The organism is Comamonas suwonensis, assembly GCF_012844455.2.
GTDB classification, from domain to species: Bacteria; Pseudomonadota; Gammaproteobacteria; order Burkholderiales; family Burkholderiaceae_C; genus Comamonas; species Comamonas suwonensis.
Window position 1 is genome coordinate 62170 of record NZ_JABBCQ020000020.1, and the last position, 20169, is coordinate 82338.

General features: G+C 56.9%; 16 protein-coding genes. 9 read left to right on the plus strand and 7 right to left on the minus strand.

What is annotated here, in order from left to right; all coding sequences use genetic code 11:
* Window positions 1-10 precede the first annotated feature (10 nt).
* The 9 genes from hisD (at window position 11) to HF327_RS19155 (ending at window position 7469) form a co-directional block, all read left to right on the plus strand.
* Window positions 11-1327: a histidinol dehydrogenase gene (hisD, locus tag HF327_RS19115; protein WP_198461953.1), complete on the plus strand. Its 1317-nt coding sequence runs from the start codon at window positions 11-13 to the stop codon at window positions 1325-1327.
* Between the two features lie 165 nt (window positions 1328-1492).
* Window positions 1493-2359 carry a hypothetical protein gene (locus tag HF327_RS19120; protein WP_198461955.1) on the plus strand — a complete coding sequence of 289 codons (867 nt, stop codon included), beginning with the start codon at window positions 1493-1495 and terminating at the stop codon, window positions 2357-2359.
* A 168-nt stretch (window positions 2360-2527) separates the two neighbouring features.
* A complete protein-coding gene (locus HF327_RS19125; protein ID WP_198461957.1) occupies window positions 2528-2803 on the plus strand; it encodes a hypothetical protein in 276 nt (91 codons plus the stop codon).
* Window positions 2800-3249, plus strand: a complete 450-nt coding sequence (locus HF327_RS19130; RefSeq protein WP_206764475.1) for a PIN domain-containing protein — start codon at window positions 2800-2802, stop codon at window positions 3247-3249. The genes HF327_RS19125 and HF327_RS19130 overlap by 4 nt, the downstream gene beginning before the upstream one ends.
* A gap of 69 nt (window positions 3250-3318) precedes the next feature.
* Window positions 3319-4437 (plus strand): histidinol-phosphate transaminase, encoded by a 1119-nt coding sequence (gene hisC, locus HF327_RS19135; RefSeq protein ID WP_198461959.1) that lies wholly within the window; start codon window positions 3319-3321, stop codon window positions 4435-4437.
* On the plus strand, window positions 4434-5057 hold the full coding sequence (gene hisB, locus HF327_RS19140) for an imidazoleglycerol-phosphate dehydratase HisB (protein ID WP_407927055.1): 624 nt from the start codon (window positions 4434-4436) through the stop codon (window positions 5055-5057). Before hisC ends, hisB begins: the two co-directional genes overlap by 4 nt.
* 81 nt (window positions 5058-5138) lie before the next feature.
* Complete coding sequence (gene hisH / locus HF327_RS19145) at window positions 5139-5807, plus strand: imidazole glycerol phosphate synthase subunit HisH (protein WP_198461961.1); 669 nt, start codon at window positions 5139-5141, stop codon at window positions 5805-5807.
* A 59-nt stretch (window positions 5808-5866) separates the two neighbouring features.
* Window positions 5867-6610, plus strand: a complete 744-nt coding sequence (gene hisA, locus HF327_RS19150) for a 1-(5-phosphoribosyl)-5-[(5-phosphoribosylamino)methylideneamino]imidazole-4-carboxamide isomerase (RefSeq protein ID WP_198461962.1) — start codon at window positions 5867-5869, stop codon at window positions 6608-6610.
* Window positions 6603-7469: a D-hexose-6-phosphate mutarotase gene (locus HF327_RS19155; RefSeq protein ID WP_198461964.1), complete on the plus strand. Its 867-nt coding sequence runs from the start codon at window positions 6603-6605 to the stop codon at window positions 7467-7469. Before hisA ends, HF327_RS19155 begins: the two co-directional genes overlap by 8 nt.
* A gap of 71 nt (window positions 7470-7540) precedes the next feature.
* Here HF327_RS19155 and pelG read toward each other — a convergent pair whose 3' ends face one another.
* The 7 genes from pelG to HF327_RS19190 are packed head-to-tail and all read right to left on the minus strand — an operon-like array spanning window position 7541 to window position 20031.
* On the minus strand, window positions 7541-8914 hold the full coding sequence (gene pelG, locus HF327_RS19160; protein WP_198461966.1) for an exopolysaccharide Pel transporter PelG: 1374 nt from the start codon (window positions 8912-8914) through the stop codon (window positions 7541-7543).
* On the minus strand, window positions 8914-10464 hold the full coding sequence (gene pelF, locus HF327_RS19165) for a GT4 family glycosyltransferase PelF (RefSeq protein ID WP_198461968.1): 1551 nt from the start codon (window positions 10462-10464) through the stop codon (window positions 8914-8916). The genes pelG and pelF overlap by 1 nt, the downstream gene beginning before the upstream one ends.
* A complete protein-coding gene (locus tag HF327_RS19170; protein WP_198461969.1) occupies window positions 10461-11483 on the minus strand; it encodes a tetratricopeptide repeat protein in 1023 nt (340 codons plus the stop codon). Before HF327_RS19170 ends, pelF begins: the two co-directional genes overlap by 4 nt.
* Window positions 11476-12846 carry a PelD GGDEF domain-containing protein gene (locus HF327_RS19175; protein WP_198461970.1) on the minus strand — a complete coding sequence of 457 codons (1371 nt, stop codon included), beginning with the start codon at window positions 12844-12846 and terminating at the stop codon, window positions 11476-11478. The genes HF327_RS19170 and HF327_RS19175 overlap by 8 nt, the downstream gene beginning before the upstream one ends.
* A gap of 27 nt (window positions 12847-12873) precedes the next feature.
* Window positions 12874-13425 carry a penicillin-binding protein activator LpoB gene (locus HF327_RS19180; RefSeq protein ID WP_198461971.1) on the minus strand — a complete coding sequence of 184 codons (552 nt, stop codon included), beginning with the start codon at window positions 13423-13425 and terminating at the stop codon, window positions 12874-12876.
* A 17-nt stretch (window positions 13426-13442) separates the two neighbouring features.
* Window positions 13443-17276, minus strand: a complete 3834-nt coding sequence (locus tag HF327_RS19185; RefSeq protein ID WP_198461972.1) for a tetratricopeptide repeat protein — start codon at window positions 17274-17276, stop codon at window positions 13443-13445.
* Window positions 17239-20031: a bifunctional glycoside hydrolase 114/ polysaccharide deacetylase family protein gene (locus tag HF327_RS19190; RefSeq protein ID WP_198461973.1), complete on the minus strand. Its 2793-nt coding sequence runs from the start codon at window positions 20029-20031 to the stop codon at window positions 17239-17241. The genes HF327_RS19185 and HF327_RS19190 overlap by 38 nt, the downstream gene beginning before the upstream one ends.
* Window positions 20032-20169 lie beyond the last annotated feature (138 nt).

Below are 20169 nucleotides of genomic sequence, written 5' to 3' on the forward strand. Positions count from 1 at the left end.
GGTAAATACTATGGAATTCGTAGCTGCTCCCGCCCGTCTATCAACCGCTGATGCCACATTCGAGCATGATTTTGCGCAGCGTCTGCATTGGTCGGCTGACACGGACGCAGCGATCGAGCAGCGCGTGGCCGACATCCTGGCCGATGTGCAAAAGCGTGGTGACGCTGCTGTGCTGGAGTACACCGCCCGCTTTGACGCGTTGACAGCTGAATCCATGATCGCTCTGGAGCTGACCAAGGAAGAGCTGAAAGCCGCTTTCGACAGCCTGCCCGCTGAGCAGCGCGAAGCGCTGGAATCTGCCGCTCGCCGTGTGCGCAGCTACCACGAGGCACAGAAAAAGGCCAACGGTGAAAGCTGGAGCTACCGGGACGAAGACGGCACCTTGCTGGGTCAGAAGGTCACCCCGCTGGACCGTGTGGGCATCTATGTGCCAGGCGGCAAGGCCGCCTATCCCAGCAGCGTGCTGATGAATGCCATCCCCGCCCATGTGGCCGGCGTGCCCGAGATCATCATGGTCGTGCCCACGCCCAAGGGTGAAAAGAACCCGCTGGTGCTGGCTGCCGCCTATGTGGCGGGTGTGACGCGTGCCTTCACCATTGGTGGTGCGCAGGCAGTGGCCGCGCTGGCCTACGGCACGGCCACGATTCCGAAGGTGGACAAGATCACCGGCCCCGGCAATGCCTATGTGGCCAGTGCCAAAAAGCGCGTGTTCGGCATTGTCGGCATCGACATGATTGCTGGCCCCTCTGAAATTCTGGTGCTGGCCGATGGCACTACCCCGCCTGACTGGGTGGCGATGGACCTGTTCAGCCAGGCCGAACACGATGAGCTGGCCCAGTCCATTTTGCTGTGCCCTGACGCGGCCTACATCGATGCCGTGCAGCGCGAAATCGACCGCCTGCTGCCCGAGATGCCCCGCAAGGCCATCATCGCCAAGAGCCTGAACGACCGTGGTGCGCTGATTTTGACCCGCGACATGGAAGAAGCCTGCGCCATCAGCAACCGCATTGCGCCCGAGCATCTGGAGGTGTCGAGCCGTGACCCGCACCGCTGGGAGCCTTCGCTCAAGCACGCTGGTGCGATCTTCTTGGGTGCGTACACCTCGGAGTCGCTGGGCGACTACTGCGCAGGCCCCAACCACGTGCTGCCCACTAGCGGCACGGCGCGCTTCAGCTCGCCATTGGGCGTGTACGACTTCCAGAAGCGCAGTTCCATCATTGAAGTCAGCGAAGCCGGTGCTCAGGTGCTGGGCAAGACCGCTGCGGTGCTGGCCTATGGCGAAGGTCTGCAAGGCCATGCCCGTGCGGCCGAGATGCGCCTCAAGTAAAGCACTACGCTTGTTTAACCAGCCGCGCCATCGAGCGCGGCTTTTTTATGGGCACATCAAGCATCAAGGCTTGTCGGCCAATTGCCTTCAAGATGTTTCTTTGCTTTTTGTTTAGTCCAAATCTGGACACACTTCACTCTTTACAACATCTCGAGGAGCAATAGCATGAATCCAGTGACTGCATCACGGAGATCTCGCTACTGGCCTTTCTTGCTGGTTTTGTTGGCAGCCCTGGGCTTGTCGGCCTGTAGCGCGCCGCAGTCGGTGGCCACGCGCGATATGAGCGTTGCAGAGGCCTCCCCACCTCCTTCGGTCTCGGCCCGCATGACCGCTCCAGCGGCTGCCAAGGCCCAATCGACGCTGGGCACGCAATGGGGTGAGGGGCGCGAGTCGGTGACCAAGGTGGTGAAGGCATCGCGCATCACACCGGACCGCGCGCGAGATATAGCGCAGATGCGTTACAGCGATGAAGACAGTATTCGCCGTGCGCTGGGGCGCCAAGCGGAGCGCCAAACCAATGTGCTGCTAGGCGATGGCGATGTGGAATGGATGCTCTCCAGCGGTAGCGGACCGGCCCTGCCCATCTTCACCTCTCGCGGTGGCAGCGACTATCAGGTAGCGGGACGCAATGGCGAGCGCTATGAGTTGGTCTATCACAACCGCAGCAATCGCTACTACGAGGTGGTGGCCACCGTCGATGGCCTGGATGTGTTGACGGGCCAGCCTGGCAGCGTCAAAAGCGATGGCTATCTGCTACGCCCCGGCGAGCGTCTGGTGATCGATGGCTTTCGCAAAAGCGACAAGGAAGTGGCCGCCTTTCGCTTCTCAGCCAAGGGCAGGGCCTATGCCAACAACACGCCGGTGGGCGAGGCCCGTAATGTGGGTGTGATTGGCACGGCACTGTTCGAGATACGCCTGGATGAGCGTGATCCTGACCTGCCGCGCCGCTCTATGGAGAATCACCTTCTTGAACCCAGTGCATTCCCGGCGGATCCCGGTAAATTTGCACCTGCTCCTCAATATGTTCGATAGGCACGAGATTGCTTGATTCAAGGCCCGGAATTTCCGGGCCTTTTTGTATTTATGGTCGACATGATCGCTTGTGCGAGATGTGGTCACGCCGAAAGTCCAAGCGCGGCGTCGATGATTGAGATATCTACACGAATTTCGTGCTGCACTGTTTTCGTGTACTATTCAGATATGAAGAACGTCACCATCACTGTAGAAGACAGCGTGCTCGAATGGGCGCGGGTGGAGGCCGCCCGGCGCGGTACCAGTGTTTCGCGCATGCTCGGTGATTTCATGGCCGAGATGCAGCGCCGCGAAGACTCGTATGAACGCGCCTATCTGGCCTGGCGCACGGACGAACGCAGCTGGAAAGCCGCGCCGCTTGAAAAGAATAATTCAATAGCGCGAACTGTAGATAGCCAAAGGGCTGGAGGCCAAAAACACTTGATTTCTGGAGCGTCGACATGACGGATGTGAGCATGGTGTTTGTGGATACCTCGGTGCTGATCGCGGCGGAAGACGTTGCCGGTGGTGCGTTGTATGAAGCTAGCCTTTCGTGGCTGGATGCTTTGTGGCGTGAGCGCACGGGGCGTACCGGCAATCAGGCGCTGGTGGAGTTTTATGAGCAGGTCACAACGGCTGCAGCACCCATGCCTCAGGGCGATGCGCGCGCAGCCATTCGCCGCTATCAAACCTGGACGCCGTGGAAGACCGATGCAGCCACGCTGGAAACCGCCTGGGCCGTGCAAGCCCGCCACCAGCTGGCTTTTGGTGACTGCCTGGCCGTGGCCTGTGCCCAGCACAGCGGCTGCAGCCATATGCTGAGTCTGCATCTGCCCCATGGCGCAGAGTTTGGCGGTGTGACCGTGGTGCATCCGTTGCAGCAGACCGCCCCCGAAAATCTCGAGGCTTGAGCGCCTGAACTGTAGCGATCCGCATCGACTGCATTGGCCAACGCAAGCCCTGTTTGAAAGAGTGAAACCATGACTGCTCAAGACATCCAATCCAAGGCCCTTCAACGCATTCGCGCCGATGTGCGCGCCATGCAGGGCTACCACATTCAGCCCGCGCAAGGCCTGCTGAAGATGGACACGATGGAGAACCCCTACCGTCTGCCGCTTCCGCTGCAGAAGAAGCTGGGCGAGCATCTGGGCGCACTCGAAATCAACCGCTACCCCGGCGAGCGCCAGGAAGTGCTGAAAAAAATGCTGGCCGATTACGCCGGCGCGCCTGCAGGGACCTCGGTGCTGCTGGGCAACGGCTCAGACGAAATCATTACCTTGCTGGCGTTGGCCACGGCCCAGCCTTGCAGCGATGCGAGAGCCAAGATGCTGGCACCCATGCCCGGCTTTGTGATGTATCCGCTGTCTGCCAAGCTGCAGGGCCTTGATTTTGTCGGCGTGCAGCTGACCGAAGACTTCGACCTTGATGTGCCCGCCATGCAGGCCGCCATTGCCGAGCACCAGCCCGCTATCACCTACATTGCCTACCCCAACAACCCCACGGCCACGCTGTGGGCCGAGGACAAGGTGCAGGCCGTGATTGATGCCGTCGCGCAGATTGGCGGTTTGGTCATCATGGATGAGGCCTACCAGCCCTTCGCCAGCCGCAGCTGGGTCACCCGCATGCAGGCCGACCCCGCACGCAACGCCCATGTGCTGCTGATGCGCACGCTGAGCAAGTTTGGTCTGGCCGGTGCGCGCCTGGGTTATCTGATTGGTCCATCCGCCATCGTCAACGAGCTGGACAAGGTGCGCCCTCCCTACAACATCAGCGTGCTGAACTGCGAAACGGCGATTTTTGCGCTGGAGCATGAATCGCTGTACGCCGAACAGGCCGCCGCCATTCGTGCCGAGCGCCAGCCGCTGATTGATGCACTGGTCGCTATCAAGGGGGTAGAAAAAGTCTGGCCGTCTGAAGCCAATATGGTGCTGCTGCGCGTGGCTGATGCCGGTAAAGCGCAAACCGAGATGAAACAACGCGGCGTGCTGGTCAAAAACGTATCGGCCATGCACCCTCTTCTGAATAACTGCCTGCGCCTGACCGTAGGCACCCGCGAAGAAAACGCCCAGATGTTGGCGGCATTGAAGGAATCCCTGTGAGCAATATCGTTCCCTCCACCGCAGCGCCGCTGCCCCGCACGGCAGAAGTCACCCGCAACACGGCGGAAACTCGCGTGGCGGTGCGCGTCAACCTCGACGGCACAGGCAAGGCTAGCCTGAACTCGGGCATCGGCTTTCTCGACCACATGCTGGATCAGATTGCTCGCCACGGCCTGATCGATATGGACATCGAATGCGCGGGCGACCTGCACATCGACGGCCACCACACGGTGGAAGACATCGGCATCACGCTGGGCCAGGCTTTTGCCAAGGCCATTGGCGACAAAAAAGGCATTCGCCGCTACGGCCACGCCTATGTACCTCTGGACGAGGCGCTCTCGCGCGTGGTGATCGACTTCTCGGGTCGCCCCAGTCTGCACATGGATGTGAAGTTCACCTCCGGCAGCATTGGCCAGCTCGACACACAGCTGGTGTATGAGTTTTTCCAGGGCTTTGTGAACCACGCTGGCGTTACGCTGCACATCGATAATTTGAAGGGCTTCAACGCCCATCACCAGTGCGAGACCATCTTCAAGGCTTTCGCCCGCGCCGTGCGCTTTGCGCTGGAGCATGATGAGCGCATGGCGGGCGTGATTCCATCGACCAAGGGTGCTCTGTAAACAAGAGCGGCTAGCGCCTGTTCAATATGGATTTAAGTATCAAACCATGTTGAACGCTAATATTCACAAGCGGTAAATGCTATGAATTTGAAGAACAACACCGTGGCAGTCGTCGATTACGGCATGGGCAATCTGCGCTCGGTCTCGCAGGCGGTGCGCACGGCCGCTGCCGATACCGGCTGGGATGTGGTCGTCACAGCCGACCCTGATGTGGTCTACGCCGCTAACCGCGTGGTGCTGCCCGGTCAGGGTGCCATGCCCGACTGCATGCGTGAGCTGCGCGAGTCCGGCCTGCAACCTGCCGTGCTGGATGCAGCAGCCAACAAACCGCTGTTTGGCGTGTGCGTGGGTATGCAGATGCTGCTGGATCACAGCGATGAAGGCAATGTGCCGGGGCTGGGCCTGATCCCCGGCAATGTGCGCAAGTTCGACCTGGCAGGACGTATGCAGGCCGATGGCAGCCGCTTCAAGGTGCCGCAGATGGGCTGGAACCAGGTGTCGCAAAAGCTGCAGGGCGGCCAGCCCCATGTGCTGTGGGCAGGCATTCCTGATGGCAGCTTCTACTACTTTGTGCACAGCTTTTATGCGCAGGTGCAACAAGGCGCGCATTGCGCCGCCGAGACAGATTACGGCGGCCTCTTTGCATGTGCCGTTGCACGCGATAATATTTTCGCAACCCAGTTCCATCCCGAGAAAAGCTCGGATCAGGGGCTGGCGTTGTTCCGCAACTTCCTGGGCTGGAAGCCCTGAAGTTTTTTCTTTATGCACTGGCCAACTCAGACGGCCATCTTTGCTAGCAGACCACCATCATGTTGCTCATCCCCGCTATCGACCTCAAGGACGGCCACTGCGTTCGCCTCATTCAGGGTGATATGGACCAGTCCACTACCTTCGGCGAAGACCCCGCTGCCATGGCCACCAAGTGGCTTGAAGCCGGTGCACGTCGTTTGCACCTAGTGGACTTGAATGGCGCTTTTGCGGGCCAGCCCAAGAATCTGGGTGCCATCAAGAGCATTCTCAAGGCGGTGAACGGGGAGATCCCCGTGCAACTGGGCGGCGGCATTCGTGATCTGGACACGATTGAGCGCTACATCGATCTGGGCATCGAATACCTCATCATCGGCACGGCTGCCGTGAAGAACCCCGGCTTTCTGCAAGACGCCTGCAGCGCATTCCCCGGCCACATCATCGTGGGTCTGGATGCCAAGGATGGCAAGGTCGCCATCGACGGCTGGAGCAAGCTCACGGGCCAGGATGTGATTGAAACCGCCAAGCGCTTTGAAGGCTGGGGTGTGGAATCCATCATCTACACCGACATCGGCCGCGACGGCATGCTGACCGGCATCAACGTGGACGCTACCGTCAAGCTGGCCCAGTCGCTGAAGATTCCCGTCATCGCCTCGGGCGGTCTGGCGGGCATGGCCGACATCGAAGCCTTGTGCGCGGTAGAGAGCGAAGGCGTCGAAGGCGTGATCTGCGGTCGCGCCATCTATACCGGCGATCTGGACTTCGCTGCAGGTCAAGAGCGTGCTGACGAGCTGGCGGGTGACTGATGTGACTTTTCAGGCCCAAGCCGTTGACTGGCAAGGGCTGCCTGCTATCGCTTTAAAGCTGACTCAAGGCGATTCTGCCCTGGTCAGCTTGCAAGGTGCACAGGTGCTGTCATGGGTGAGCCGTGGCGAGGAGCGCTTGTTCCTCAGCCCCAAGGCGGTGCATGACGGGCAGACCGCCATTCGCGGCGGCATTCCCGTCTGCTTTCCCCAGTTCAACCAGCGTGGCCCCTTGGTCAAGCATGGCTTTGGGCGGGTCTCCCACTGGTCGGCCGATGCTGCCTTGCCCTGGAGCGAGGACGGCGTTCAGCTCACCTTGCGGCTGAAGGACAGCGAAGAGTCACGAGCCGTCTGGCCGCATGCCTTTGAAGCGCTGCTGACGGTGCAGCTCAAGCCCGGCTCGCTAAGCGTGCAGCTGGCTGTGCATAACCGTGGTCAGCAAGATTTGCCTTTTACCGCAGCTCTGCACAGCTACCTGCGTGTGCCGCAGGTTGCGCAAGCCAGTTTGCACGGCCTGCAAGGCCTGACCTACTGGGATGCCGCAGCGGCAGTGCCTGATACCCACATCACGCAGCAAGGCGAAGTGCGCTTTGGCGCTGAGACCGATCGCGTCTATCCCCGTGCGGCTGATGCTTTGCAGCTGCAGGCCGCAGGCCAGCCATGGCTGGAGATTGCGCAAGATGAGCTTTGGCGTGAAACCGTGGTCTGGAACCCTGGCCCCGTGCTCTGCGCCACGCTTAAAGACATGGAAGCAGATAGCTGGCAGCACATGCTGTGTGTAGAAGCCGCGGCCATTGATGCCGTCGTGGTTGTGGCGCCCGGCCAGCGCTGGCAGGCTGCACAAACGCTGAAGAGCTACTGATACCTCTTTGAAATTAAAAAGCCCTTGGTCTGTGCAATATGCACCGGGCCAAGGGCTTTTTTATGCCACCTTTATTGCAGCATGAAGGTTCTGTATTCCAGTCGGTCCATGGAGCGTGTGAGGCATACCAGACCCACACACAGCGTCACCAGCATGGCGAGCGTGAAGCCATAGCCGTAGAAGGCAGCGCCAAGTGCCAGAGAAACAGCGGTGAACGCGATATTGAGTACCAGCATTAAGGTGCAGAGCATCAAAATGATGCGGCGTTCATTGAGGTAGAAGAAGATATTCAGCACGGCCATGACGCCGACCTGCAGCCCAGTACCGACCACCTGAACATGCAATAGTGGCAGGTAAAGCTGAGAAATTCCCAGCAGCTCAAGCACGGACGGCCCAGCGACAAAAGTCACCAGAACGGCAATGGTCTGAATCTTGGCAATTTCACTCAGGCCCGTCTGAATGGAGTAAACCATTTCATTGCGCATGGACTCGATGAACTCAAGAGAGCCGCCTTCGCGTACGGCGTTGAAAAACTTATCGTAGTACTCCACAAAATCCGTCTCAATGCGCACCAGAAATACGGCCATACCCGGGATGATGGAGAGGTAGGAGAGGAAGACCGGAATGTCGTAAATCAACGAGGCGCGCAGGCCGCCAATGATGGGCTGGGATGTCGGTAAAAAATACCAGAACATGATCTTGTCCATCCAGATCGCCATGTTGTAGAGCAGACCAATGGCAAGCAGCGAGGGAAAGATCATCGAGCGCTTGCTGAAATCGAATGAGATCCAGCGCTCTGGCAGAGGGAAGCTTTTCAGAATAAGCGACCACATGCCGGCCACCAGCAAGGCATGACCGCAGATAAAGCTCAGCAGAAGACCTTCCAGACCCCAGTGACGCAGCGGCAGGGACAGCGCCACGATCAGCGCATAGCAGAAGCTGAACAGCGCCGTGATGGCCTGATATTGCTTGAGGCCCGAGAGCAGCACGGCCATGGTCCAGACCATGCACATCAAGGTAAAGCCTGCCAGCATCAGGATGCGGTACAGAGAGCTTTCTTCAGGCAGCAAGGTGAACAGCGTAATGCCGCCGAGCATGGCCGCAAGCGCCACAATCACCAGCAGCAGTCCGTGCAGGTTGGGCAGAACGGCACTGTCTTGTTTGAGAAAGAGTCGGTCCGAGATAAAGCGTGTAAACGCCAGCTGAGCCGGGCCCGTCAGAATCAGACTGAAAGCCACCAGATAGGTGACTGAGGTCTGAAACTGAGTGACAAGCAGCGGTGGTGCAATCACGCCGACGCTGAAGACACCGACCAGCAAGATGCCGATGATGGAAAAAACCCAGGGGCCAGAGCCAATCACGCCGGCGTATGCATAGGCCTGCAGCACGCTGGTCAGCGTGTTTTTGCGCAGCATGTGGCGCAGTTCAAATCCAATACCAGCCATTAGCGGGCCTCCTTGGAGGAGTCAAGTGCGTTGTCGTAAATCTGGCGATAACGCTCAAAGAGCAAGTCGTCGGTGTAATAGCGCTCTACGCGCGCAATGCCTGCAGCGCTGGCTTCCTGCCATTTCTGAGGGGCTGTCAGCAGCTCCAGCGATGCATCGGCCAGTGCTTCAGGGTTGGCAATGCCAACAATGCGGCCGCAGCTGCCCAAAGCCTGGTCGGCTTCGTCAAGGCCGTTGATCAGCTGACTGCAGGAGCCCACATCGGTGCTGACCACGGGGACGCCAGAGGCCTGAGCCTCAAGGATGACAAGAGGAAGTGCCTCACTGACGGAAGACAGAACGACAAGGCCCACGAGAGGCATCAGATCTTCAATGCGCTGCATGCCCAGAAACTTGACGTGATTTTGCAAACTGAGGCTGGCAACCAGGTTTTTGCATTCCTGCACATAGCTGGGATCTTCATCGGTCGGGCCTGCAATCCAGGCCTGAGCCTGAGGCAGCTTGTTCACGATGCGGCGCATGGAGCGGATAAAGGTCTTGATGTCCTTGATGGGAACGACCCGGCCGATCAGGCACAGCACAGGCGGTATTGCCTCGGTTCGCATGCTGCGCAAGGGCACAAAGCGTTCAAGGCGTATGCCGTTGGGTACGTTGCGTGTGCGCTCGGCTTCGGCTCCATCACTGATCTGGCGCAGGCGGTTGGTTTCGTAGAGTGCAATGATGGGGTTGGCTGCGTTGTAGCAAAAGCGGCCCATCCATTCAAAGAACTGAATCCACATCTGGCGGAAGAAAGAGACTTCCATGGGGTCGCGCTGAAAGAGGTTTCGGTTGTCCCGAATCCAGGAGCTTTTCAGTAAGTCGATCTGTCGCTCTTTGGTGTAGATGCCGTGCTCGGAAAGAATCAGAGGCAGCTGGCGCTGGTGGTGCAGAAGCCCCCCCAGAAAGCCAGCGTAGCCGGTGGACACGGTATGCAGAATACGCACGGGAATCAGGTTTTCGGCAATTTCCGAAAGCAGCCACAGGGGCTTGAACATGATGCGCACAGTCCAGAAAAAGTCGACAAAGGACGGATCAGTGCAGTGGCGCCGGTAGCTGTCCCGGATCAGGTTCCAGGCTTCTTCGCTGTGCAGAAAATCGTCCAGAGGAATGCCGCCATTGGAGCGGATTGCTTGCGTGATAGCCAGAATTTCAGCCAGGATTGTTTGCCTGGCTTCTGGCGATTCATCATAGGTCTCAAGAGATCTCAGAAATTTTTTGATTTTTTCGAAATCTTGCGGATTACCTTTGACAGGCATCGGCTCTTCCGGGCTGCTCAGATCGTCGTAGAGAAAGTGTTCCTGGAAATGCACGACATTGGCAGGCATCGTGTAGCGAAATTCTGCATAGTCTTCACGCTTGCTGCCCAGGAAAACGATGGCGAACTTGTATTGCGGGTAAGCATGCAAAATTTGCTGCACCCAACTGGAGACGCCGCCGCTGACATATGGGTACGTGCCTTCCAGCAGCAGCGCAATATCGGCTTGCTGGGCTTTTGGGATAGGGGTGGTCATGCAGCACTCCAATACTTCATGCAGGGTCGCAGGCTGGGCGGGGCTTGAGCGGAGTCAAGCATTTGCATGAGTCGCTGAGTTTTTGAGTAGTCGTGCTGCAGAAAATAAATCTCAGCCAGATAGGGAATGACGCGAGCTGCAGGCTGCCCTTGCTCAAGCGCTGCTTCGTAGGCTTCTTGTGCCTGTTGGTAGTCTTTGCGCAGCTGCATCAACCGGCCTTTGCGCAAGGTGAGCAAGGCGTTGTCGGGCTGCTCTTGCAGAACGGCAAGGCAGTAATGCAGAGACTGGGCAATTGCGTGCTCACGGACATCGCTTTGAGCGATGCCTTGGTAAATCATTTCCCAGTAAAGATCTGAAAGAGCCCAGGCAGCCTGAATGCCTTGAGGGCCGGGTGGAGAGCTGCCTTCGTTTTTATGTGCGTGCTCCAGAGATTGCTGCGCATCGTGAATCGCCTGGCTGATCTGTTGCTCTTTGTTGTCCAGCATGCTGTATGCGAGCAGGCGCAAGTCATCGTTGGAGTCGCTGAGCGCGGTTCGCAGCATAGGTGACGCGAGCCGGCCGGAGACATTGCTCAACGCCACCATGGCGCGCATGCGCGAAGGTGTTGGAACACTTTGATTGGACAAAAACGTTTTCAGACCTAGCGGTCTGCGGCTGTTGCTGCTGGATTGGTACTGATCAAACTCCGGCAAAGTCACCGAAGGGAATCGAGTGAATGCATCCTGATTACGGTAGCGATAAAGGGCGAACGTTGCGACAAGGCAGCCTACCGCTCCTGCAATGGGGATGGTGAATGACACCAGGGCAACAAGGCCCAGCAAGCCCAATCGGTGTTCGCGCAGTCGATGTGATGGGAGGAACAAGGGGCGCAGGCTGAGTGCCAGCAGAATGCTGGCTACTGCGTGCACGATGAAGTAGGTCATCAGTGCACTGTCTGCATGCTCATTGAGTAGATGCAGGCTGCCCCATGCAAGGATCTCAATCAGTACGGCCGAGATGAAAAACTGGATGTTAGGCATGGGCGATTCTGACAATCTCATCAAGCACACTCATGGCCCCATTTTTCTGAATCGAGAGAGTGTGGGGAACAATCCCGGCCTCTTCGATAGAGTGAAGACCTCGCTGCTCGAGTCGGGCTGAGAGGCGGTTCAGAAAGCCTTCGCTGGAAGCGGAGGAGCCGAGAGGCATGAGGATGGCCAGCACGGATTTTTCGCTGCCCTCAAAGAGCCAGGATTGATCCAGCATGCGTTCCATGCGCATGATGAACTGAGGCATGTCCGACGCGATGGCTTTGGGCGAGAGCTGTAGTGCCAGGACGATGCTGGGCAGCTGGCTCGACTTGAGCACATGCTCCATGCGCTGCAGCTCGAAGGCAAACTGGGGCGGGCATTCTGGGTGCGCCTGCAGCAAGGGCTGAGCCAGATTGTTGGCCGCAATGCTGTCGGTGTAGTCGCCCAGCAAAAGGTTGATGGTTTGCAAAGTCTCTTCTTGCAGTGCAAAGAAGGGCATCTCTTCCACGATCAGCATGCCATACATCTCATCCGAGAGATCAAGCATGGGCGCTGCAACGACATAGCTGGTGTTCTGACCATCTTTCAAGCTGCGAGAGATGTGGCACAGCGATCGTGTGGCGAGCGCTTGCTGAACCAGTGCATCATCCAGATTGATGGAGCGGGCACCGCCAATTTGAGCGATGGATTGATCGCTCAGGTTACCGTTGTGAAACGGCACAATGCTCGCCACATTGATCTGGCAAAACTGGGAGAGCAGGTTCAGCAGTGTCTGCGCATCACTGGTCGTGCCTTTGAGGTCGCGTAGCTGGTGCAGTGCATCGCGCATGGAGACAGGCTGACCAATCAATTGCTGCTCCAGTTGGTCATGCGACAGGCGCAGCAGATAGTGCTGGCGAACGAGCTGCTCCATGCGTTGATCCTGATAATGGCGGGCCGTGCGCGCTCTGCGTAGGTGGGTGCGCCAGACGCTGGATACCTCGCCGACGATCATGACCATGATCAGACCGCCGAGAAAATACTGCTGCGGGAATTGACTGAAATCCTGCCGATTAAAACCAGTCCATCCCAGCAGGAGAACGCCTGCCGAGAAAAGGCCTGCAATGGGGCCGTAGCGCAAAGCAATCATCATGGGCGCAAACCAGGCCCATGGAAAATCCGCATTAATCCACAAAGGATCCGGACGATTCACGAGATAGCCCAAGAGCAGGGCGAATGCGGGAACCAGGACAGTTTCGGCAACGATGACCCAGGGCTTCTCGCTGGCTACCGTGAGCTTGCCAAGTGGAGAGCCTTTGAATTCATCGGAGGATCGGTTTCTTTGTACTGAGCCGGCAGCCTTGGGGGCTACAGGTATTTCTTGAGAATGCATAGTCTGCTGTCCTGATTCAACCGATTCTTAGCGTGCTTTGGCGATGCCGGTGTCGAGCAGATTTCGGATCAGCTTCTGGCCAACAGCTGCCAGCGATTCACGGCTCCAGCCGCTCTTGGCGCCAGTGCCGCTCCACACGGTTTTGCCTTCGCTGACATCCACGATTTCCAGCGCAACGCCAACAGCAGGTTCACCGTCCACGCCCACCTTGTAGCGCCACTCTTCGACAGAGCCCAGCAGTGCGTAGCGCACGCCTTCTTCGCGAGCCCAGCTCAAGGCATCTTCACGGCGCTTGCCGTTTTGGCCATCAAACAAGGCGTCCTGCTGGGCGTCGCCCGTATAGCGCTTGACGGAGTTCACACCGCGCGTTTGTAAGATAGCGGTGGCAATGCTCTCTGCACGGCTGCCAGCCATGGGTGTTTCAGTGTGGTTCTCGAAGGGGAGCACTGCCCACGATGCATCTTTGGCCAGTTCAGGCGAAGGAGCGCGGTCAACGGTGGAGCAGGCAGCTAGCAGGCTCAGCAGACCTGCGCCGGCGATCAGGCGAATGCGCGATGTGAAAGTGTTTTGGATGTTCATAGCGGTTCCTTGAAGGCTTAATAGTGAAGTCGGTAGGTGAGCAGCAACTCACGGTTGATGCCGGTGTTGGTGAGTCCTGTTTTGGAAAGATTGAAACCTAGCATCAGATGGTCTGGACCCAGAATGTTTCCGGCGAAACCGATGCGTGCTTCATAGCCAGATCCATTCAGGCTGTGATTCGTCAGCGCAAGGCTGGCAAAGGGTTGCAAGCGTCGTGTGTAGTCCTGCGCATAGCGCATGTTGGTGGAGACTTGAACGCCAGAGAAACGGAAGCTTCCGGGCAGCAGGTAGTCAGAACTTGCGCTGCTTCCTGCTGGCAGGTAACGCAGAATTTCTGCATTACGGCCATTGAGAGCGGATGGGCTCATGCGGCTGTAGCTGTGCCATGACGTAAAGGCACCAAACTCCAGGCTCGGTGCTTCGCTGCGATAGGTGTGGGTGTACTGCAGGGTAGCGTGCTGGCCGGAGCCTATGCGCCCCCCCCCGGTCTGCACAAAATAGCGCTCGCCAGCCATTTCCAGACCCACCCTGTCTTGGCGGGATATCTGGTAGGTCGCGCCCAGAGCCGCTCTGTCTTTCATGCCGCCCATGCGCATGGCCAGGGTGTCTTGCATGCTCAGCTCAGTACCCAGGGAGCCTTGAATGGACCAGCGATTACCCACAGATTGGCTGTGCGTCAGCTGCATGGGGTTGTAGGTGTCCAGGCTTCGGCGCTCACCGATCAGCAAATCGGTGCTGCCACTTTGCGACACACGGCGCAGGCGTAGCCCCATGCCTCGCTCTGAGGAAGGACGGCTTACAAAACTGCTGTTGTTGGAAGTGCGCCTTGTGTAATCGGCATCAATTTCAATGGCCCAGCGTGAGTTGAGCGGGTGGTACCAGCTCAGCTTCTGCTCAGTTTCATCAATGCCGCTCAAGTAGCGCTGAGACTGGCTGTACTCCGCGAAATGGCTGACGGCCAGCAACTGCTCTGTGAGAGATGTATGCAAATCATCGTCAGTAGGCTGGTTGTTCAGAGTCTCAAAGCCTACGGTTTGCGCAAGGCGCACATCCCCGACCATGACGGCAGATGCTAGGTAATCGTGGCGAGGCAACTTGTCGTCATACCGCTCCAGCAGTGCACCGACTTGAGCGGTGTCCTTTTCTGCAATGGCGGTGGTGATCTGTGCCCAGATGGGCGCATTGCGCTTCTTGCTGCGATTGCGTGCATATTGCTGCCAGAGATAGCCGCGCTCAGCTGCGTATTCACCTTTGTCCTGCAACCAGGCGATGGCCAGTTCAGCCGCTTCGGTGGAGTATTCGCGGGTCTTGGAGGACTTCAGATCCTGGCGCATCAGCTCGCGCATGATGGCCAGCTCATCGTCGCCGTATGAGCGGTTGAGCATGAGGCGGGTACGGGCTTGCCTCTGAACCTTGTCCAGCCCTTCGGGAGTCAGCCACTCTTGTGCCGAGCGCTTTTTCTGGGTCGAAGGTGTTTGCTTGAGCCAGAGGTCACGGCGCAAGCGCCAGGCCAGATCGGCTTGCTGGTTCTGCTCCAGAGCATCGGCGTAGCCCATCATCCACAGAAAGTCTTCGCTGTTGTCTTGGAGATGTGGGCGAAGATAGCGGTTTAACGCCACAGCAGAGCGCGATAGATTTTGATTGGCTGCAGCCAGTGCGCCATGCATCTCAGCGTCTTTGGCCCATGACTCTTCCACGCGTGCCAGCAGGTTCTTCAGTTCCACTGTGTTTTGCGTATCAATCAAAAGCCATAGCAGTGACTGCCGCAGTTGCAGCGAATCAGGCATTAATGCCAGGCCGCTGAGGAAGGCCTCGCGTGCTTTCTCAGGGCTGCGTGTACGCTCGTAGTACATGCCAAGCACATGGTAGAAGGTCGGCTGTCTTTTCAGACGCGTAGCGATATCCGGCGAGGCCAGTGCCTGCTTTAAATGCTTGCCAACCTGAGAAGAGTTGCCACTTTCTTCCAGTAGATAAAAGGCCTGAGTTAGGTGACGCAGTGACTGGAATCTCTCCCAGGCGCGAAGCGAAAGCTGAGCTGCCTCGTTGCGGTCTCTGTGCAGCAAGATGCTGATGAGACCGTCATAGTCGCTGATGTCGGAATCAGGCGTATCCAGCAATTTACGAAAGGCCTGAGCGGCAACCCGCTCATCTCTTTGTCGCTGTGCCAGGCTCCCCATAAAGCGCCAGTAATCTGCCTCATCCTGCATGGGTTGCTGAAGCAGAGACTGGGAGTCTTCCAGCCAGCGCAGGCCGATCTCCGGCTCACCTTCCAGCAGAGCAATGGCTGCGGCCGGCATGGCATTTGCGGGGGTGCGCTGCTCGGGGGCTGCCAGCAGGCGCTTCCAGGTATCGAGAGCGAGCTTGTTCTGGCCCGTACGCTCTGCCACTCGCGCCAGCATGATGAGTGTCTGTGGCGAATTTCCGTGGCGCAGCAGAAAGTCAATGGCCAGTTGTGGGTTGCCTTGGCGCTCATAGGTCTGGACCAGCGATTGCAGCAAAGCCGGGTCATTGGGGCGCTGTGACAGCTGATGCTGCAGGCCGGCAATCAATGCTCGGTCATCAAATAGCCCGGGAGCCAGACGCAGCACAGCTTTCCACGCGTCTTCACGCTGGGTGGCCTGAGCAATGAATAGCCAGTTATCCAGTGCCAGCTGAGCGTGGGTGGTCCATTCCGCCACATGGGCCAGACGCTCACGCCAGGCGATGTTTTGCGGAGATTGCTTGACGGCAGCCTGAGCAATGCGCAGTGCGTCTTCTAGGTTCTTATTTTCCAGAAAAACGTCGTAAGCCAGCTTGTAGGTCTGGTCATCAAATGGCAAAACAGGCGCAGATGCCTTAGGGGCTGTGTTCGATAGAGCTGTCTTGTGCAGCGACCAGCCTTCGCTGGCCTCTGGGGTGTATTGCAGCGCCCATGCGCCATCGTCAAAGACGGGCTGTGCGGTGGCCACTTGCTCAAATTCATTCCATTGCTGAAGCAGCGAAATCTTGAGCAACTGCTTGACGTACTTTTCGGCAGTCGCTGGCTGACCTGCAGCACGAGCAAGCTCAATGAGTTTGCGCAAAACAAACGGCTCATTGCCCAGTGTCTCCAGGTTGGATTCGGCCAGGGCCAGAGCATCTTTGCTGCGGTTGGCGGCCTGAAGGACTTGAATGGCGTTCAGCAGGTATTCACGGGACTGCGTGGAGTTACCCGTTACCTCACTTGCTTTTTTGAGCAAGCGGGAGGCATCGTCGTACTGCGAAAAGCCCAGCAACTGGCGCGAGGCCTCTGCATAAATCTGTGATTTCTGCGAGGCGTCTTCAGTGCTTTGGGCCAGGTCTTCGTACAGCGACAAGGCCAATGGAATATCCCGAAGAACCAGAGAAGATGAGGCGAGATACAGCACCTGCTCTTGGTTGAGGTCTTCGCGTGGGATAGCGCGCAGCGCCTCCAGCACCTGAGGGTGCAGAAGATCGATCTGACGCGTAGATTTGGAACTGAGCTTTTCAGCTTCCTGGTAGTTGGTATAGAGGGCCTGCCACTTTTTCCATGCAGCAGCGGCAGCAGGAGGAAGAGCGTGCCTGCTGGCTTCTTCTGCGGCACGTTTGATCTCTACCTGGCGCAGCTCTTTCGCCTTGAGCAAAGCTTGCAGGCGCTCGTTGTCCGGGTCGCTTCTGAGCAAGTTGATGAGATAGTTCATCGAGAGCTCAGACTCGTCACGGGTGTCAGCGAGCTGGCGCTCCAGATCGGTCTTCGGGAAAAGCAACCACAGCGCGCCACAGATCAGCACAGTGAGCAGCGCTATGAGCCATAGCGGAACTGTCGTTGGGCGCTCATGGGCGCGCGCGGCATTGGACTTCAAGTTTTGCACTGGTTTGAGAGCTTCTGAAAACGCGGATGTTGGGTTGATTCACCAAAGCCTTGGCGGGTGATATATCGTTCTTGGCAGATGACAGATTGCAGTTCTGTGGCAGTTTCATACTCCACTCCAAAGGCACGTGTCCTTGCAAAGTGAAGCTCAGGCTGCCATCCGGCTGCGCTGCCCAGTCTTGAATTCGGGCATTCGCATCCACCAGGTAGGCGGGCTCTGAGCTGGGAATTGTGCCCACTGTCTGCATCTCGGCAGCACCGCCAGCCATGTGGGCGTAGTAACCATCCGGGCCTGTTTGATAGCCTGCGATGTTGTGACTGCTGCTCATCAGCGGAGTCCCCAGCGAAGCGGGAAGGCGCACTGTGCGCAAGTGGCCTGGACCACGCATGATCCACGTGTCTCCGTTCTGGGCTACTGCGAATTCATAGTAATCCTTGGCCTTGTGGACATACTCCGAGACAAAGATGGGATGGTTGTCCTGTTTCAAGGCCCACTGATAGGCGGTATGCAAGGCTTTGATACTGGCAACTTTGGTAGTCGAATAGAAGTGGTAGTAGATATTGATGGCCTTCAGGCGGCGCGGAGCGCCCGTCATCTCGAAGGTTTCAGTGACTTTCTCGAAACCGTAAAAAGGACCGTGCCAAAGGTTCGTGTAAATGTTCTCGTTCGTGATGGGTGCATAAACCTGCAGATGCCCACCTTTGCTGATGCCCCAGCTACCCACAGCAGTCAGAGATGGGTTGCTTCGCGTAATGGAAGTGTCACCACCATTGAGGTTGAGAAGGTTGGCGGCATCAATGATGGCCAGAGCTTCTGCGCTGGGGGCCGTGTCGCCAGACCAGAGAAAAACCTCTACAGGCTTGTTCGGAGGTGCCAGATTTTTGCGGATGTAGTCAATGGATCCGTTGATTTCACGGTCCAGATTGACGGTGTAGCCGGGAATGTTGAGGTTTAAGTTAACTTCCTTGCTGACAGTTGATTTCTGGTTTGATTCTTCCCAATAAAAAGGGTGGGAATAGGAATGGCTCGCAATTTCCACATGCGGCATTTTAAAAATGCGCCTGGCAATGTTTTCTAGCTGTTGGCTCCACTGAGGGTAAAGGCCCTTGGGGGAGAGTTCGGCCTCCACAATCGAAATGGTGTGGGGAATCCGATAGCGTTCAAGAATTTCGCGCTGGAGTACTTCTGCCGCAAAAGGGGTGCCCGGAAGTTCCGCCTTGGATGGAAAGGCGTCGCCATCCACATGCGCTAGTAATAAACGGCGTCCGTTTTCTGTCGTTATGTCAGGGACAGGAAAATCTGCCAGACGTAACGTTTTTTGAAGCATGCTGAATGGATTGATAACCCAGCGGGCCTGATCAACGCCAGGCACTTCTTCAATGAGGTAGGGGTTGAGGATAAATCCACCCCAGGGTGTGACGGCAGCAGAAACAAAATGCTTACCTTTTGCATCGTCAAAAGACAAAAGCTCCTCGCTCTGTTTCAGAATTTCAGGAGTTAATGTCCAGCCCTCATAATCATTATCTGGCGCTAATACTTTTGTTTCGAAGTTATAAAGGTTTGACTCTTTCACTTTTTTCAATGGATGCACAGGAGTTATTTCCGTGTGATTTGCACCAAAAGGAAGAGATCTGTTGATAGGGAAGCCGGATGTGCTTAGTAGCAGAACCGGCATTTTCTGAACGCTCTGGGTTTTGATCCAGTCGCGCACATCTTTGATTCTTTTATCAGGGATAGAGCCGTCAAACCATGTGATAACACCGGCATAGCGGTCGCGCGTCACATTGGCTGGGAGCTTCTGGCGAATGTCTGCATAGTCAGCGATGTAGCCCAGATAGTTCAGGGGCATCTCCAGAAAGCGGTGAGCGGCTGTCTTGTTGAGGACTGGCGCTTCTGATCCGTTGTGCAGAATCAGTACGCGGCGTGCCTTGGCCTCTACAAGACCCATGCCCAGTGTGCGCAAGTCGGCATCGGTCACCCAGGGGATGATGCCTAATTCATTGATTTTTTTGGCAGTTTCACGCATGGCCTCGCGATCATGCGGCGGCACATAGTCAATGGACAGAACGGGCAGCTTGTCGCGCTTGCTGATTGTCTGAAGCTGGCCCAGCAGCCATTCACGGTCCTTGGGTTGAATGTCGATGTAGCGCTTTGCGCTGGCGTCCCAGCCGCGGAAAGTGGACTCGGCCGCAACCATCTGAATCTGGTCGCGCACACGGGGAACAATCTCGAAGCCGCGGTTCAGAATCAGCTTGATGCCGGGGAAGCGTTCATTGAGCTTTTGAATGACACGCACCAGACCTGCTTGCTGATCCTCTTCATTGAATTTTTCTGCAAGACGATATGAGTCCATCGTGTCCAGAAAAAATCCGCGATAACCTTTATTCCAAAGAGGTGCAATCACTTCTTCGGCAAAAAATGCGGGCCATTGCTCAGGAGTCTGGTCTATGACAATGGAGTTCCAAGCCCCATTGCGGGCCATTTTCCAGGCCTCGGGAATTTTTGCGAAATATTTTCGCTCAAGCCCGGCTTCTGCCACGGAAGCGTATGCATAGAGCTCGCTGCTGGGCCAAGCCTTGCGGTAAGCCACAGGGTCATATCCATGTTCGGACTCAATCACTGAGATATCAAATAAAGCGAGCTCGCTGAGGGAGGCACCTTTGCCGTAATAAACGGAAACCGTTGGAGACGCTTGCGCCCACATCGACTGCAGCAGCAAAAAAATGATTAGACAACTTCGGAGTAGGGTGCTCACAAGATGTTTTTCCTCAGATATAAAAATTTTCGTTATTGTAGGTTGTGTCTAAAAATTGGGATTTTAGATATGCATATTAGGCCTTATACCTAGTTAATAGTCTTCAAAAAAATACTCGAAATAAGTGATCACTTATCC